This is a genomic window from Methanocorpusculum sp. (genome assembly GCF_030655665.1).
Lineage (GTDB): Archaea > Halobacteriota > Methanomicrobia > Methanomicrobiales > Methanocorpusculaceae > Methanocorpusculum.
The window spans coordinates 65919-80809 of sequence record NZ_JAUSPQ010000008.1; the positions used below are offsets into that span (position 1 = coordinate 65919).

14 protein-coding genes are annotated in these 14891 nt (G+C 48.7%); 7 read left to right on the forward strand and 7 right to left on the reverse strand.

The window, feature by feature from the left end; all coding sequences use genetic code 11:
* Nucleotides 1–440: 440 nt before the first annotated feature.
* Nucleotides 441–2855 carry an ATP-binding protein gene (locus Q7J08_RS06460; RefSeq protein WP_304910875.1) on the forward strand — a complete coding sequence of 805 codons (2415 nt, stop codon included), beginning with the start codon at nucleotides 441–443 and terminating at the stop codon, nucleotides 2853–2855.
* Between the two features lie 27 nt (nucleotides 2856–2882).
* On the forward strand, nucleotides 2883–3179 hold the full coding sequence (locus tag Q7J08_RS06465) for an STAS domain-containing protein (protein WP_304910876.1): 297 nt from the start codon (nucleotides 2883–2885) through the stop codon (nucleotides 3177–3179).
* Nucleotides 3180–3218: 39 nt separating this feature from the next.
* On the opposite strand, the gene Q7J08_RS06470 is transcribed toward Q7J08_RS06465, so the two are convergent.
* The 3 genes from Q7J08_RS06470 to Q7J08_RS06480 all read right to left on the reverse strand — a co-directional run bounded on the left by Q7J08_RS06470 (nucleotide 3219) and on the right by Q7J08_RS06480 (nucleotide 6338).
* A complete protein-coding gene (locus tag Q7J08_RS06470; RefSeq protein WP_304910877.1) occupies nucleotides 3219–4667 on the reverse strand; it encodes a PP2C family protein-serine/threonine phosphatase in 1449 nt (482 codons plus the stop codon).
* A 130-nt stretch (nucleotides 4668–4797) separates the two neighbouring features.
* Nucleotides 4798–5745 carry a metal-dependent hydrolase gene (locus tag Q7J08_RS06475; RefSeq protein WP_304910878.1) on the reverse strand — a complete coding sequence of 316 codons (948 nt, stop codon included), beginning with the start codon at nucleotides 5743–5745 and terminating at the stop codon, nucleotides 4798–4800.
* A gap of 62 nt (nucleotides 5746–5807) precedes the next feature.
* Entirely contained in the window at nucleotides 5808–6338 is a 531-nt protein-coding gene (locus Q7J08_RS06480) for a nitroreductase family protein (protein ID WP_304910879.1), read from the reverse strand.
* An 82-nt stretch (nucleotides 6339–6420) separates the two neighbouring features.
* Here Q7J08_RS06480 and Q7J08_RS06485 point away from each other — a divergent pair, with 82 nt between their 5' ends.
* Nucleotides 6421–7257 carry a bifunctional 2-polyprenyl-6-hydroxyphenol methylase/3-demethylubiquinol 3-O-methyltransferase UbiG gene (locus tag Q7J08_RS06485; RefSeq protein WP_304910880.1) on the forward strand — a complete coding sequence of 279 codons (837 nt, stop codon included), beginning with the start codon at nucleotides 6421–6423 and terminating at the stop codon, nucleotides 7255–7257.
* 21 nt (nucleotides 7258–7278) lie between these two features.
* Here the strand turns inward: Q7J08_RS06485 and Q7J08_RS06490 are convergent, their stop codons facing one another.
* The 3 genes from Q7J08_RS06490 to cobT are packed head-to-tail and all read right to left on the reverse strand — an operon-like array spanning nucleotide 7279 to nucleotide 10082.
* Nucleotides 7279–8550: a TraB/GumN family protein gene (locus tag Q7J08_RS06490; protein WP_304910881.1), complete on the reverse strand. Its 1272-nt coding sequence runs from the start codon at nucleotides 8548–8550 to the stop codon at nucleotides 7279–7281.
* Nucleotides 8547–9071 (reverse strand): YkgJ family cysteine cluster protein, encoded by a 525-nt coding sequence (locus tag Q7J08_RS06495; RefSeq protein ID WP_304910882.1) that lies wholly within the window; start codon nucleotides 9069–9071, stop codon nucleotides 8547–8549. The genes Q7J08_RS06490 and Q7J08_RS06495 overlap by 4 nt, the downstream gene beginning before the upstream one ends.
* On the reverse strand, nucleotides 9072–10082 hold the full coding sequence (gene cobT / locus Q7J08_RS06500) for a nicotinate mononucleotide-dependent phosphoribosyltransferase CobT (protein ID WP_304910883.1): 1011 nt from the start codon (nucleotides 10080–10082) through the stop codon (nucleotides 9072–9074). It lies immediately after the preceding gene.
* Nucleotides 10083–10120: 38 nt separating this feature from the next.
* On the opposite strand from cobT, the gene cobS reads away from it, so the two are divergent.
* A complete protein-coding gene (gene cobS, locus Q7J08_RS06505; protein WP_304910884.1) occupies nucleotides 10121–10861 on the forward strand; it encodes an adenosylcobinamide-GDP ribazoletransferase in 741 nt (246 codons plus the stop codon).
* Here cobS and Q7J08_RS06510 read toward each other — a convergent pair.
* The gene (locus Q7J08_RS06510) at nucleotides 10847–11155 is read right to left on the reverse strand and encodes a hypothetical protein (protein WP_304910885.1); all 309 of its coding nucleotides are present in this window, start codon (nucleotides 11153–11155) and stop codon (nucleotides 10847–10849) included. The genes cobS and Q7J08_RS06510 overlap by 15 nt on opposite strands.
* Nucleotides 11156–11317: 162 nt before the next feature.
* Here Q7J08_RS06510 and tuf point away from each other — a divergent pair, with 162 nt between their 5' ends.
* The 3 genes from tuf to Q7J08_RS06525 all read left to right on the forward strand — a co-directional run bounded on the left by tuf (nucleotide 11318) and on the right by Q7J08_RS06525 (nucleotide 14826).
* Nucleotides 11318–12595 carry a translation elongation factor EF-1 subunit alpha gene (tuf, locus tag Q7J08_RS06515; protein WP_304910886.1) on the forward strand — a complete coding sequence of 426 codons (1278 nt, stop codon included), beginning with the start codon at nucleotides 11318–11320 and terminating at the stop codon, nucleotides 12593–12595.
* 39 nt (nucleotides 12596–12634) lie between these two features.
* The gene (gene rpsJ / locus Q7J08_RS06520; RefSeq protein WP_042698389.1) at nucleotides 12635–12943 is read left to right on the forward strand and encodes a 30S ribosomal protein S10; all 309 of its coding nucleotides are present in this window, start codon (nucleotides 12635–12637) and stop codon (nucleotides 12941–12943) included.
* Between the two features lie 275 nt (nucleotides 12944–13218).
* Nucleotides 13219–14826 (forward strand): flippase activity-associated protein Agl23, encoded by a 1608-nt coding sequence (locus tag Q7J08_RS06525; protein ID WP_304910887.1) that lies wholly within the window; start codon nucleotides 13219–13221, stop codon nucleotides 14824–14826.
* Nucleotides 14827–14891 lie beyond the last annotated feature (65 nt).

The window sequence follows — 14891 nt, forward strand, 5'->3', positions numbered from 1 at the left end:
TCCCATAGGTATCTCACTGCTCCCCTCATAAAGTTCCGCCATGTCGGCAATATACGACGGGCGTTCCGGATAGTGATAAGGGATATGATTTTCCCTAGTAAAACTGGTCCGCTTTATTTCCGCTATTACGTTTGTCATTTTTTCATACATCCCAGTGTCATTAAGTCCCTGAGTCCTGAGTTCAGAGACAATAAGTAATATACATGTTATTATATTTAAATTATTCTCTTTTAAAAAACAATGTTATATTTATACATTATTGTTATTGTGTGTTTTTGCAGGAGATACCCGATATTTGGGGTTGGAATCTCTGATGTATTGCCGCGGCTTTACGGCGCGTTTCTGTTGTATTGTAAATGTTTCTTATCTCTCCCGAATACTTTCTAAAAACCCTATGATGACTCATATTTATACCGCAAAAGTGTCTCGGACATACTGTTATGAATATCAAAAACAAACTATACATCGTACTTGAGGATATGACACCGCACATCTATTCCGACGCCCAACTAGTCATGAACGGAAAAATCTACAATTCTGAAGAGAATTGTTACGGAAACGGCTGGAGCTGGGAGGCAGGATCTCGGGTTCTTTCACTTTATTCATATCACGGAACTGGGATCGACTGTGTGGGGAATCTCTCTCTCATTACCTCGGGTGCAGAAAATACCATAGTTGGGAAACACCGCCCGGGGATACGTGTGCGAAGTGGTGATCTGACTATCCTGGGAGAAGGATCACTCATTCTTACTGATAGTGAAACCGGTATCTGTGTTGATTCGGGAAAATTGTGCATAACGTCGGTACATGTGGGTATATCCGGCGTGGTATGCGGTATCCATGCACAAAAAGGCATCGCGATCTCCGGCTCGACCATCAGTATACTATCTCAGGATACTGGTATCAAATCCGGTTCCTGTGCCGGCATAACCACAGATGCATCATCTCTTCAGATCATTGCGGCCGGTGTCGGCATTGAGTGTACCGGTCATCTTCAGTTGGATGGGGGGACCCATCTGATCGAGACGCCGGACGGGATAGGGATACATGTCTGTGATGGTTCATGTACTCTCAAAAACTGTTTCCTGAGGGTTGCCTCCCGGAAGGTAGGGATCATCGTTGGAAAGGGTGATCTGCAGATATCTTCAGTCACTGCCGAAATCAGTGCGGGAACCGGCATTTCGGTCAGCGGATCACTTATCGGAACAAATCTCCATCTCTTCATCAATGGAGAGGATGCCGGTATCCTCGTCAACGGGGATCTTTGCCGCCTCTCAGACGGGAGTTGTGCGGTTTTGGGAAATGTGGCGCTATCCTTTTCGAATGACGCCGCTTTCTCTCAGATGAATGTCACGGTCGAAGGGGAATTGACAGGTATCTTAACGGGAGCGGGCTTTTGTTTGGAAGACAGCTCTGTTTCTGTCATCAGCGGAAAAGAGACCGGCGTCCGTGTTGGAACAGATATGATCTTTTCCGGCAGGAGTCTCGAGATCCGGGGCCGAACTGGCCTTGTTGTCAACGGAAATCTTGAGGTATCTCATGGAAATCTGACCTCGATCAATGAAGGTACCGGGATAGATGTGGGGGGGACATATACCCAGAAGTCCGGTATGATCTGCGGGACCGGAATGGCTGGGGACGGGATACGTGTCGGAAAATTGATGACAGTCCTTGGCGGCAAGATCGATGCGACCGGATATTTGACCGGTCTTACTGTTCTCGACGATCTCACTCTTACGTCCGGTCTGCTGGCCGCTTCGGGAAAGACCGGGCTCCGGGTAGCAGGATCCTTCGAAGATCTCGGGGGATATCTTACGGTATTTGGTGATGAGTTTGGTCTGTATATCTCCGGCGGCATCGCCAGTTTTGGTGATGCGGTCGTTGATATTGCCGGTGATGTTGCATTCTATACTGGGAATGCCGTGAACATTTCCGGCGGGGCGGTCCAGATATCCGGGCGTTACGCCGGTATCTTCTCCTGCAGCGGTGATGTCCTGATCCACAGCGGAATGCATGACATATCTGCGGATACCTATGGCATACTGGTTACCTGCGGATCGGTTTATGCAAAGGGCGGGTCCCTCCAGATAAGAACGACCGATATCGAAGAGAGCTCCAGTGGGGTCTTTCTTGGCAATGGGGATCTTATCGTTTCCGGGACGCATCTGAATATTTCCGGCGGCATGTATGGGGTGAGGGGCGAACAAAGTACTGTGTCGGTAATGAATTCCGGTCTTGATGCTGAAGGAAGTGTGTGCGGGATCGCAGTAAAACGTCTTTCCTTCACGGGCGGGACGCTTACCGCATACGGGAAAAAAGCAGCTCTCTGTCTGGAAGATCACGAATCTATCTGTGAAAAAGACATCGTCACCATCTGCGGCAAATCCGGTGTCAGTGCCGAATCCGGTCCATATGCTGATCAGAAGTATGTTCACCTGTATCCAAAGCATTTTGCCAGGCTCATCATCCCGGCAACTGTCGAAAGTTTGGATGAGATCGTTCAGTGGGTTGACGCATCACTTCGTCCAAATGGTGTCCCCGAGCCCTTCATCTCAAAGATGACGCTTGTGATCGAAGAGCTGTTTGTCAATATCGTGAACTATGCCTATCCGAATGAACCTGGCTCTGTGCTCTTTACGATGTATATCGCCCCTTGTCTGAAACTGATCATTTCCGATACCGGGGTGCCGTTTAATCCACTGGAGTTTTCAGAGCCGGATGTTACGCTGCCGATTGATGATCGCACGGTGGGCGGTTTGGGTATATTCCTGTCTAAAAAACTGACGGACAGGATCACTTATGAAAGAGTGAACGGAACGAACGTCCTGACCGTTTACAAAAAACTCTATACCTAGTGTCTAAAAAAAGGGAGAACGAAATCTATGAAAATCACAAAAACTGTTAAAGAATCCAAACTAATCCTTGAGCTGGATGGTAAACTCGATACTCGAAGCGCTCCTGAGTTTCGAAGGTGTGCCGAGTCGTCCCTTGATGGGATCTCCGCAATTACGCTCAATTTTGCAAAACTTACCTACATGTCCAGTGTGGGTCTTTCGATCATTCTGACCCTGAAAAAGCAGCTTGGTCCTGCCGGGACATTAGTGATAATCAATGCTCACGGTCTGGTCCGTGAAGTCTTTGAGATTTCGGGGTTCGATGATCTTCTGGCAAAAGAGTAAGTAAGAAAAGCTGTGTTTTGGGTTTAATTCCTTTTTTTGTTATTCTCCAGTGTATCTGACCGCGAGCATCGTCATATCGTCTGCTTGTATGCTTCCTCCGGCAAAGACGTTTATATCTTCAGTTACCGAATTGATCATATTTTGCGGATCTTCTGATCTCTGCACGATCGAAAGGAGCCGGTCCATTCCGTACATTTCGCCATTTTTGTTCTGTGCATCCGTTACTCCGTCAGTGTACATAAACAGCGTATCAGTTCTCTTCAGAACTGTTCGATGATCTATGTATTCGTGGTCCATAATTCCAAGTCCTGGTGCTTTTTCACAGACAAGCGAGTCACATGTTCCACCTGTGCAGAGTATTGGGGGATTGTGTCCGGCACATGAATAGGTGAATCGGCCGGTTTTGAGGTTAAGCAGCCCGAGAAAGATCGTGACGAACCTGCAGGTGTCATTGTTTTCCATAATTTCCTGGTTAACTATGGTGAGCATCCTGCCGGGTTGGGTAAATAATGCCCGCACTGACATCTTGATCATGGTTTTGACACGCATCATCATGAGTGCTGCAGAAATGCCTTTGCCTGATACATCGGCAATGACAAAGGCAAGATGATAGTCCCCGATCCGGATAATATCATAGAAATCTCCACCCACTCCATCTGATTCAGAGATCGATGCAAATATTTCTGCTCCCGGTATGTTTTCAAATCGTGCGGGTGATGGGAGAATGCTCGACTGCAGATCATGTGCAAGGAGCATCTCTTCATCGATATGGATCTGTTTGATGGCCTTTTTTATCCCGTATAATACTTGCATATTGAGCAGAATAACCATGATGATGAAAATGATTTTGGTTGTTATTTCCGGAATGAAAAATATGTTCCCTTCCTGACTATTCCACAGGCAGCAGATGACTGCATAGGTCAGATAGATCGCGAGGGGGATGAACAGGACATTTCGAAAATCCCCACGCAGGTCTCTGTTTGTTTCCTGCATTGTTTTGATCAGGAAACGATTCGTCAGGATCAGACCGATCGTCAGAATTATCAAAATCAGAACGCAAGTTGCAAACTTCAGTTGATAGAGATCCCAGGGAAAGATCATATGCACGATACTAAACGACAGATCAGAGCTGCTCAGACCGATAAAAAGAATAAACGATGCTATGAAGATTTTGGAAGATATGGTTCCGCGGTATATCCGCCATGACACAAAAATAAACCAGATGCCGACCACTGCTACAAACAGGCTGTCTGCAATAAAAGAAATGAAATCATATCCGCTTGGTATGAGGAAAACAAGCGCCTCGTAGATTACATCAACTAAAGAGGTTAGAACAACAAGTGTCAGAAATCCTCCTGTCCAGAGTAATGCAGTGTGCAGATGGGGATATCTTCGTGTCAGGGTTAGATCCACCATGGCTGCGCAAAATCCCCAAACTAGGGCGAGCATACCCATGGAACTTATCCAGTTTAGGAGAAAATCATTCATACGCTATCATAATATACAATAGGTATGGTTAACACATAATAGTTTACCTCAATTTTACGGGAAAATTTATGCCATTTGGGTGCCGATATGATGCTCCGATTATTGCATCATTGCGGCAAAGAAATACATCTCATCTTTTGGGGTAGACCCCCTCATCGGGCAGGGAAGAGAGCTTGTTTCCGAGAAATAGAAGAACGATCCCTCCACAAAACAGCCCTGAAACTGCCAAGATCCTCCAGATCATCTCACCATATACTGCATCAACCGGTATCCCGAGGCTGATGAGGAGAGCAATACAAAGGGAGATGATCACCACACCTGCTCCGCAGATTTTGATGATGTGTTTTTTTGTCGTTTCAGAAAAACGTACTGGATAATCCAGAATCAGCAGAACTAGTATGAGGGAGGCGAGACCGTATACCCACTCTGATATTGACAACAGTTCATGAAGATACATGGTTCCAAAATAATTCGTCCAGGGGCCGGTGAGAAACAGATTCCAGATGAGATATTTTACGAGAAGCATTGTCCCTGTTCCCGCCAGTATCATGCCTGTTCCAGTGAGAATCCGCTTACCTCTGGTCCCTTCTGTGAGATACTGACCCAGATGACGGTACAACACGGCTATCACCGCTGCTCCCGCGATCACTGCCAGTATCCATGATGCCAGATATAGATACGGCAGATATCCCTCAGGTATCGGGGGGTAGATCTCGGATGAAGGAGGGAAAGGTCCGAGAAACGGCCAGAACCAGGTCACGGGTGTTTCCCACATGGCATCACCGAGCTGATGGATAAGAATACCTGCTCCTATACAGAGAAGAAGGATCCGTTTTCGGTTCTGATACCATATAGCGAGTCCAAAAATGATCAGGATCACCGCTAAGATCAAAGTGTGGGCGTAGATCCTTCCATAGTTCAATGTATCGACGAGAAGAATCTGTCCAAGCGGTTTGTCGAGAAGATCCGGCAGGACCGCTCCTATCCCTCCGTAGAGCACTGCCCATTTATTCGAAAGAAGCACTGCGAGGATGATCCCTGCAATCAGGCCGAGAAAAAGATGATGAAAAATCAGCATATGTCCTGCAAATGATCCGGCGTTTTCTTCATCTCAAAAAAGGGTGTGGATATCTCCACAGATCACTGGTATTTTTCTTCGAAGACCAGCTGTTCCAGCGGCATCTTTTCTGCGAGAGTAATGCCGCCGACATCCGGCACTCCGGCTGCAATTATCGAGACAAGTTTGAACTCGTCCGGGACATTGACCAGTTTACGCACATCCTCTGCGTAATCCTTCTTGTCGCCGGCAATCCAGCAGCCGCCGTATCCGTAGGCATGGAGGGCGAGAAGCAGGTTTTCGGTTGCTGCCGAGCAGTCTTCGATCACATACTGCCAGTCAGCTTTACCAAAGACAAGGAACCCAACTGCGGCTCCTTCGATGAATTTTCCATTTGGAGCAAGCTCGGCGATCTTTGCGAGTGTCTCTTTCTTCTTCACGACAACAAAAATCCATGGTTGAACATTCCGTGCAGTTGGTGCCTTTGATGCACATTCGAGGGCTTTTCTGATGAACTCCGGCGGTATTTCCACGTCTTTGAACTTTCTGACACTGTGTCTCGACTGGATGATTGTTACACCGAAGTTTGCAATACCCGGATTTCTCGTATTCATGATTAACCTTATGTGTGAAAGGTAAAATAGTCTTTCTCTCAAGTCCGCGATGTTTATTACTTTCAACCCGGTATTATAGTATATGTGTTCCGATAAACCGGACTATATTCGGATGTGGGATGAACAGATGGCCCGTGCATTTCAGCAGAAACGTACCGCAGGCGAGGATAACGGAAGTTTCTGGGATAATCCGGTCAATGTTGACAGATATGTCAAAAGGCTGCAGAATGATGACCGGGGAAGAGTAGAGAAACAACTTGCCTCGATGAAAATCCCACAGGGATCTTCGGTTCTCGATATAGGTGCCGGCCCCGGCACACTATCTGTGCCGCTCGCTTTATCCGGCAGTTCTGTGACAGTCGTGGAGCCGTCAGGTCCTATGATTCGGGGAATGGAGACATACCGGGCACTCACGAACGCTCCTCCCATTCGGGTCATCCAAAAGACCTGGGAAGAAGCCTCTCTCCTGGAAATCGGGAGACATGATGTTGTGATCGCTTCTCTCTCTCTGATGATGGAAAACATCAGGGATTGTATCAAAAAGATGGATGCCTGTGCAAACTCCGCGGTCCATCTCTTCTGGTTTCTTATTCCTCCCTCTCTTTCGCGGGGAAACAAGGACCTCTGGCCGCTTCTGCACGGAGAACCTTACGACTATGAACCTACCGCCGACATACTCTGGAATGTTCTGTTTCAACTTGGCATCTATGCAAACCTTACTGTTGAATCAAGGAGTGTCGGTCAGGCATATACGTCAGTTGAAGAAATGCATCAGGATTATTATACCCGTCTTCTGGCAAATACCGATGAACAAAAAGGGGTTGTGGATCGGTATCTGGGTGAACGTATTCGCAAAACAGAAAATGGCTATGTTCTTCCCGGAACATCAAAGACCGCCCACATCTGGTGGGAAAAATAATATGTTGAGGGTAAGAGATGATCAGATCCAGCCGGTCAGAAATGCCCAGAGATTGGTAAATCCGGTTATCAATATCTCTTTCATCATATCAAGATCAACTCCTAAGAGCGGTGTCAGGAAGACAAAGAAGGCAATTGTCGCAATCGTACTCCCGATATTTGCCGCAGCAGCGACAAGGAGGATCTTAAACAGCGGGACCGAAAACATGTCGTGAATCGTTTCGGCCTTTGCGATCGCCTTAAAGTCCCCTGCGCTTGGCGGCCGCATCTTGGCCTCCACGATCGCCGCAAACCATCCGCATGCTAGGAAGGGGTTCAGGGAAGTCATCCATGCGAGACCCGCCGCGGTAGCCGCGGAAAGCGGGTGACCTCTCACGAGTAATGTCGCTACTCCGGCGAACACTCCGTTCAGCACAACCCAGTAGATGATCGCCCAGATAAGAAGATCCGTCGCACCAGAAAATGCGATCGCGAGAATTATCACCGCGAACATGGCGATGAACACACTACCGAGGATCTTTCCCCAAGGATACTTCTTCGGCAGTTCGTTGAGGCTTTTCATGGTCGGCAGTGTTTTGGGATTCTCCCGGAACCTGGTGATCCCCGGGAGGTGCCCGGCACCCACCACGACCACTGCACGTTCGAAGGAACTGTGCTCCAGATTGATGATCCCGTGCGTCAGGTATGCATCCCTTTCAGTGATCAATGCATTTGCACCGGTCGGTGAAAACTTCTGGAACTCGGTCAGAGCAAGTTCGATCATGTCAGGATTTGTCAGAGATTCGACCATGTTGGTATCGATACCTTCGGTCTCATCATCCGTTCCGACCATAGAACTGATCAGGATCCAGACGAGTTTTATCTTCTCGAGGAATTTCATGTTTCCCCAGAACCGGGCGAGCGTCGTGTTGATGTTCCGATCGATGAGAAGTACCATGATATTTCTCTCTTCGGCGATTTTGATCGCCTCTTTCATCTCAGCTCCCGGCTCGACACCGACGTTCATACCGATCTTTCGCTGAACATATGCGAGGATCCACTGAACAAGCATCAGAGTAAAGTTCCCTTTTAAGAGATTCTTCACCTCGGGCGCGACCGGTTTTGCCTCGTCAGTCGGCAGGATCCCGAGTTCCAGATCCTTTGCCTCTCTCATCTGCTGTTTTAATGCGGCAAAACGCCCCGGATCCAGTTCGATGGCTATTACATCAGGATCTACGGCATCCACTTTCTCACGAACTTCGTCGATGCTTTTCTGTGAAACATGGGCTGTTCCAACGATGTGTATTTCCGTCATTGTTGTTTGTGCAGATGAGCTCCCCTGCTGTCGAAGATGATTGTTGACCCCAAAACCATACTATGCTTTTGGTACTGCTCTTTTGTTAAAAGAAACTCCTTATCCTCTGCACTCAGCCGGTTGAGGAGGTCCTTTGCTATCTGCTCAGTATCCGGTGTAGGCTCGCCGGTTTTACACCCGCAGCATTCAAAGACGAGAAGTTCTTTGCCGTCAAGCATGAAGGGGTATGTTCGGCAGATATTCGGTCTGTGTGCGTAAACGGTGCATCGGTTGTTTTCAAGAAACATACAGTTTCCATCCTCTCCCCGCCGTAAAACCCTGCCGAAGGTGAAGGTCGCCTCGCCGTCATGGATCCATTCCGGATACGGCTCAGTGATCTGATCCGGGGTAAGATCGGTCGTTTCACAGAGCAGATCGATCTCGTCGGGCGAGACCATCACCTCGTTATTTTTTCCGCTGCAGCATTCACCGCAAAGTCTGCAGGTGAACTCCGCCTTCCGAATCTGGTTCTCCAACTCCATTTAGGTGTATCTGATCACTTGTTCGCGAATCGAGTTTTTAATATCCTCGGGAGCGAACCCGAGAATGCTTGCAAGAAACATCGCTCCTCCGGCGCCTGATCCTTCTTTGATCTCCCCTTCAGCATACCGGGCAAGACCTGCATGACCGATCGAGTCGAACTCGGGGTCCACATAATAGGCATCTGCTCCGACTGCGGCGGCCGTTTCTTTGAATGAGGCCGTCTTGTCATTGTAGACATAGATCGTCGTCACGATATCGGGAACGGTGTTTCCAAGTGCCCTTATCACTGCCGCCGCTGCAAGCATCTGTGTACCTCCTGCGAGGAACAGTTTTCCCCGGTACCCTTCAGCGATCCCTGCGGCGACCGGGATCATCGGGTCTCCGATCATGGAAACGATCCCGAGCGGATCGGTCACGCCGGCTTTATGTACCTTTTCCACTGCTTCGGACGCGATTCTCTCTTTGATACAGACAGGGTTGTCCACGAGACAACTGCTGACTTTTGCCTGATATCCGAGGGCGCGAAGAACGCAGAGTGCGGTCGTTGTCCCACCCGGTAGACATTCACCAAGAACGAGGAGATCGTGAGTTTGGGAGAGATATTCGCCGAGCCATCTGCCTTTTTCAAAGAGTCCTTTCGCGTTCGGGACCGCCTGTCCGTTCCGCGGGTCGCCTCCGGCTTTTTCTCCGAACTGCATATGAGGGACGGTGACCTCATGATCCAGGCCTGCCGCGATCATGAGGGGTTTCATGCCGATCAGATCCATCATCGCGAGGGTCATAACTGCCGGAGTTGGACAACCGGTCGGCGTATTTGGTGTCATGTCAACGGACGTTATTTCCCCGTTAATGATGAGTTCTGCGTCTAACGGCGGGACCATCAGACTTTTTGCCGGGCTTTCCCCTGCTCCGGATACCCCTTCTATTGTGGAGACCAGGGAGTTTGACAGGATCAGGGCGAACATCGGAGACTCAGCAGGGAAATCCGCTCTCGTTGAAACAAATGACATGATATTATATCATTTAGAACTGACAAGATATAATATAAATGCAGTCACTTCGCGCACTCTTACAGTTCACCACTATCCTTCCTTTAGGAAAACCGGCGGACTTTGAATTATTTGCAAAGCGAAGCTGGCTTTATCCAATAGCCGGATACGTAACTGGCTTTATCGCCGCGATACCTGCTCTCGTCGCCTGGTATCTCGGATTTGAAAACTCTTCAATAATCGCCGCTCTCACCCTTGCTTTAGCAGTCTTCATTTCCGGCGGCAACCACTTCGACGGCCTTCTGGATTTCGGTGACGGACTCATGGCACACGGCAGCCGGGAAAAACGGATCCGTGCCATGACCGACCGGACGACCGGCGCCGGGGCACTCGCCCTTGGAATTATGGTCGTTCTTATCTCCTATGCGGCACTCTCATCCATGACCGTTTTGCAGATCACGTTTGCTGTATTCATAGCAGAAGTATTTGGGAAAATGACCATGGGATTATTCTCCGCTCTGGGAAAACCATTCCATGACGGGATCCAGAAATATATCTACGATCGTTCAAAAAGGCGGTTTTGCATCTATACTATCCTCCTTACCCTGCCGCTCTTCTTACTGCCGGGAAAAATGTATGTAGGGGTTGGGCTCATCGCGGCTCTTGTCACGTTCGCATGTCTCCTCCTCCTCGCGCGAAAGCTCTTCGGCGGCGTAAACGGGGATGTGACCGGAGCGGGCAATGAACTCACCCGGATGACCGTTCTTCTGGTCGTCGCAATTATACTAACGTCTGCGTGAGATCGGCTGGTATCCGGATCCTGCGTCATCCGAACACTCAATATCTGTGGCGTTCTTGTCTTCGATCACGGTGTTGAAAAGGACCATCCCATCCATCAGCTGTTCATCTAGGGAAAATCCCCCCTTCGACCCGCGCATCGCCTGGGCATATGGATTCGGTGTAACTCTCCGGTTTACCCGTATCCCTGCGCAGCTTGCACAAAAAACACAGGTACTGTGCACGGAAACTTCCTTGTCCCCGCACATCACGGTCGATTTACCGCTCGGTTTTCTATCAAGAGGTAATGATTTCATTACAGAGAATACGGAATTATTTTCCTATTAGTCTGCCGGTTCTGTTCGTTTGCATGAGGAATTATTTTATATGGTTGTAAGACCAATCTGTTTACACTCGTGTTGATTTGGATTGCAATCTTTTGTGTCCCTATCAATGAGTCAAAGTGGAGATAAATTATCATGGCAGCAGTAAAGCCCCACATGAATCTTGCCGTTATCGGTCACATTGATCACGGTAAGTCAACAACCGTTGGCCGGATTCTCTTTGAGACCGGCGTTGTAGCACAGCACGTTCTTGATGGATACAAGAAAGAAGCAGAATCCAAAGGAAAGGCTACTTTCGAGTTCGCCTGGGTAATGGACTCCCTCAAGGAAGAACGCGAACGTGGTATTACCATCGATATCGCTCATAAGAAATTCGAAACCCCGAAATTCAATTTTACCGTTGTTGACTGTCCAGGTCACCGTGACTTCGTTAAGAACATGATCACCGGTGCATCCCAGGCTGATGCAGCAATCATTGTCGTATCAGGAACTGAAGGTCCGATGGAACAGACCAAAGAACACGTTTTCCTGTCCAAGACTCTTGGTATCAATCAGATCATCGTTGCCATCAACAAGATGGATGCAGTTCAGTACTCCGAAGAGAAGTACAACGAAGCAAAAGACAAGATGACCAAACTCATCATGTCTGTTGGATACAAACCGGCAAACACCCCCTTCATCCCGATCAGTGCATTTGTCGGTGACAACATCAAGGTCGCATCCGCAAACACCCCGTGGTACAAGGGTCCAACACTCCTTGCAGCACTCGATCTGTTCACAATGCCAGAGATGCCAACCGACAAACCGCTCAGACTCCCGATCCAGGATGTCTACACTATTTCCGGTGTCGGAACCGTCCCAGTAGGTCGTGTTGAGACCGGTATCCTCAAGAAAGGACAGAAAATCTCCTTCATGCCGGCAAACGTTTTCGGCGAAGTCAAGTCCATTGAGATGCACCACGAAGAATTCCCAGAAGCACTTCCGGGAGACAACGTTGGATTCAACGTTCGTGGTATCGCAAAGAACGATGTCCGCCGTGGAGATGTCTGCGGTCCGGCCGATGTTCCGCCGACCGTAGCAGAAGAATTCACCGCACAGGTCGTTGTTCTTCAGCACCCGTCCGTCCTCTCAGTTGGATACACTCCGGTGTTCCACTGCCACACCTCACAGACTGCATGTATGTTCACCTCCCTTGACAAAAAGCTGGACCCCCGTTCCGGACAGGTCAAAGAAGAGAACCCGGCATTCCTTAAGGCAGGCGATGCAGCAATTTGTACTATCACTCCGACTCGCCCTCTCGTTATCGAGACTGCAAAGGAACTCCCGCAGCTCGGCAGATTCGCTGTCCGTGATATGGGTATGACCGTTGCAGCAGGACTTGTTCTTAGCGTTAAACCAAAGCAGATGAGATAATTTTATCTCTCACTCGAATTTTTTGTGGTGACTTAGAAAATGCAAAAAGCCAGAATACGCCTGACAGGGACTGATTATGAGAAAGTGGAAACGGTATGTACCCGTATCCGTGAGATTGCAGAACGTACCGGTGTAAATATGGCTGGACCTATCCCGCTGCCGACCAAGAGACTTATTGTCCCGGTTCGGAAGTCCCCCGATGGAGAAGGAACGGCAACCTGGGATCGCTGGCAGATGCGAGTGCACAAACGACTCATCGACCTTGATGCCGATGAGCGTGCACTCAGACAGCTTATGCGCATTCAGGTTCCAAAAGATATCAGCATCGAGATCGTTCTCGAGAACTAAACGGAAATCCCCTCCGTTTTTCTTTACATATATTTTTCTGTTTTTTTAAATATCTCAAATCCCGTATCTTCAGGGGTTTCTGCCGTTTCAATCTTCAATGAAGGGGATCATTATCCTAAAGAGAGTTGTAGGGGGCATTATCGTACCGCAAGGTCAGGACTATCTGCTCGTACTTACTGCCTTATGGATATCAAACTGGATCACGTTTTGTCAAAAGATGCTTCTTCGGATGAAGATATTCATATCCTATCCTGACAAACATACTTTACGCATCCATGCATCCGTTCATACAAAATATCAAAAGTCATATCCGTGTTGAACACGTGATCTTTGCGATCCTGATTCTCGCGATCATTCTCAGATTCGCTTTCCTGGATCTCAAACTCTTCCATCACGATGAGGCGATCCATGCCTGGTTCTCATATCAGCTTCTGACTACCGGTAATTATCTGTATGACCCAGTGTATCACGGACCCTTCTTATACTATATCACGGCATCCATGTTCGCCATATTCGGGGATTCCGATCTTGTCGGCAGGATCCTTCCGGCGATTGCCGGCTGTGCGCTTATCCCTCTCGTCTATTGGTTATATCGACTTCGGTATCTGACCGGCAAAATTGCCGTGATCGCTGCACTATTCCTTGCGATAGCTCCGGAACTGGTCTACTTCTCCCGGTTTTTGCGCAATGATATCTTCGTAGTTTTCTTCTCTCTTCTTCTGGTCGTTGCTTTCCTCGCATGGCTCGATAAGGGCAAATGGTATTATCTGGCATTGGCGGCTACGGCAGGGGCTCTTGGCATGTGTTCCAAGGAGAATATGCCGCTGATCCTTGTTACCTTCGGCGTATTCTTCGTCTATCTTCTCTGGACCCGGAAGATCACCCTTCCGGAAAAATGGATCCGCGATCTCATCATCGCGGCGGTCATCTTCTTCGGGATCATCTGCACACTGTATTCTTCATTCTGGACCCATCCTGAAATGATCCTGCAGGCAGGTCCCCTTGCTATAGAACACTGGATCGCGATGCACAACGAACAGCGGATCGCCGGGCCACCGGTATTCTATCTCCTGATGTTCGTCCTGTATGAACTGCCGATCCTTATTTTTACCATTTCTGGTGTTATTCAGTTCCTTAGGACCGGAAAGAAGCGGTCTTCTGACAAAGAAGATGAACAGGAGGAACAAGAACACAAAGAACCAAAAAAGAAGTTCTCCTTTGCGGCTTTGTTCCGCCGTCCGGCAGCTCCTGCGTCCATCGACAGAAAGAGAGAGTTCATACGGTTTGCGGTCTACTGGACGATCATCGCCTGCCTGACTTATGCCTACATTGGTGAAAAAGTGCCCTGGCTCTCTCTCCATCAGCTGGTGCCGATGATCTTCGTCGCGGCATTTGGTATCACCTTTACGGGAAAATACTGGAAGACCGTTCTTGTGATATGTGCTGTGCTCCTCTTTGCCACGACCTGTTATGTGGCATACACTCCGGCGGATATTGCCGAGCCGATCATCCAGGTCCAGAACTCAGAAGATCTTGTCCCCCTGATGGCCGCGATCGATGCCTCCGACAAGGTTGCTCTTGCGACGGATCAGGCCTGGCCATTCATGTGGTATTACCGCGGGGATGCCTGGGACAGGTTCACGTATTACGGAGGACTGAAGGACGCTTCGACGCTCCTGATCGGGGACTATGACATCATCATTACTCACGATGATGAAAGTTACGATTCCTTGGAAGGGTACACCAAAGAGACGATCCGGCTGAACTACTGGATCGACAATACGGGCACTGGGGAGGATCCCGGATGGATCGCCTACTTCTTCACCCGTGCGGGTAAGATCGGCAGTTACAACTTCGATGTGTTCACCCGCACCGCTGCCTGACGAGAAATAATCACGCAACTACTAAGAGTATCCCCGCCAATATAGGTACATCTATAGGATATGCA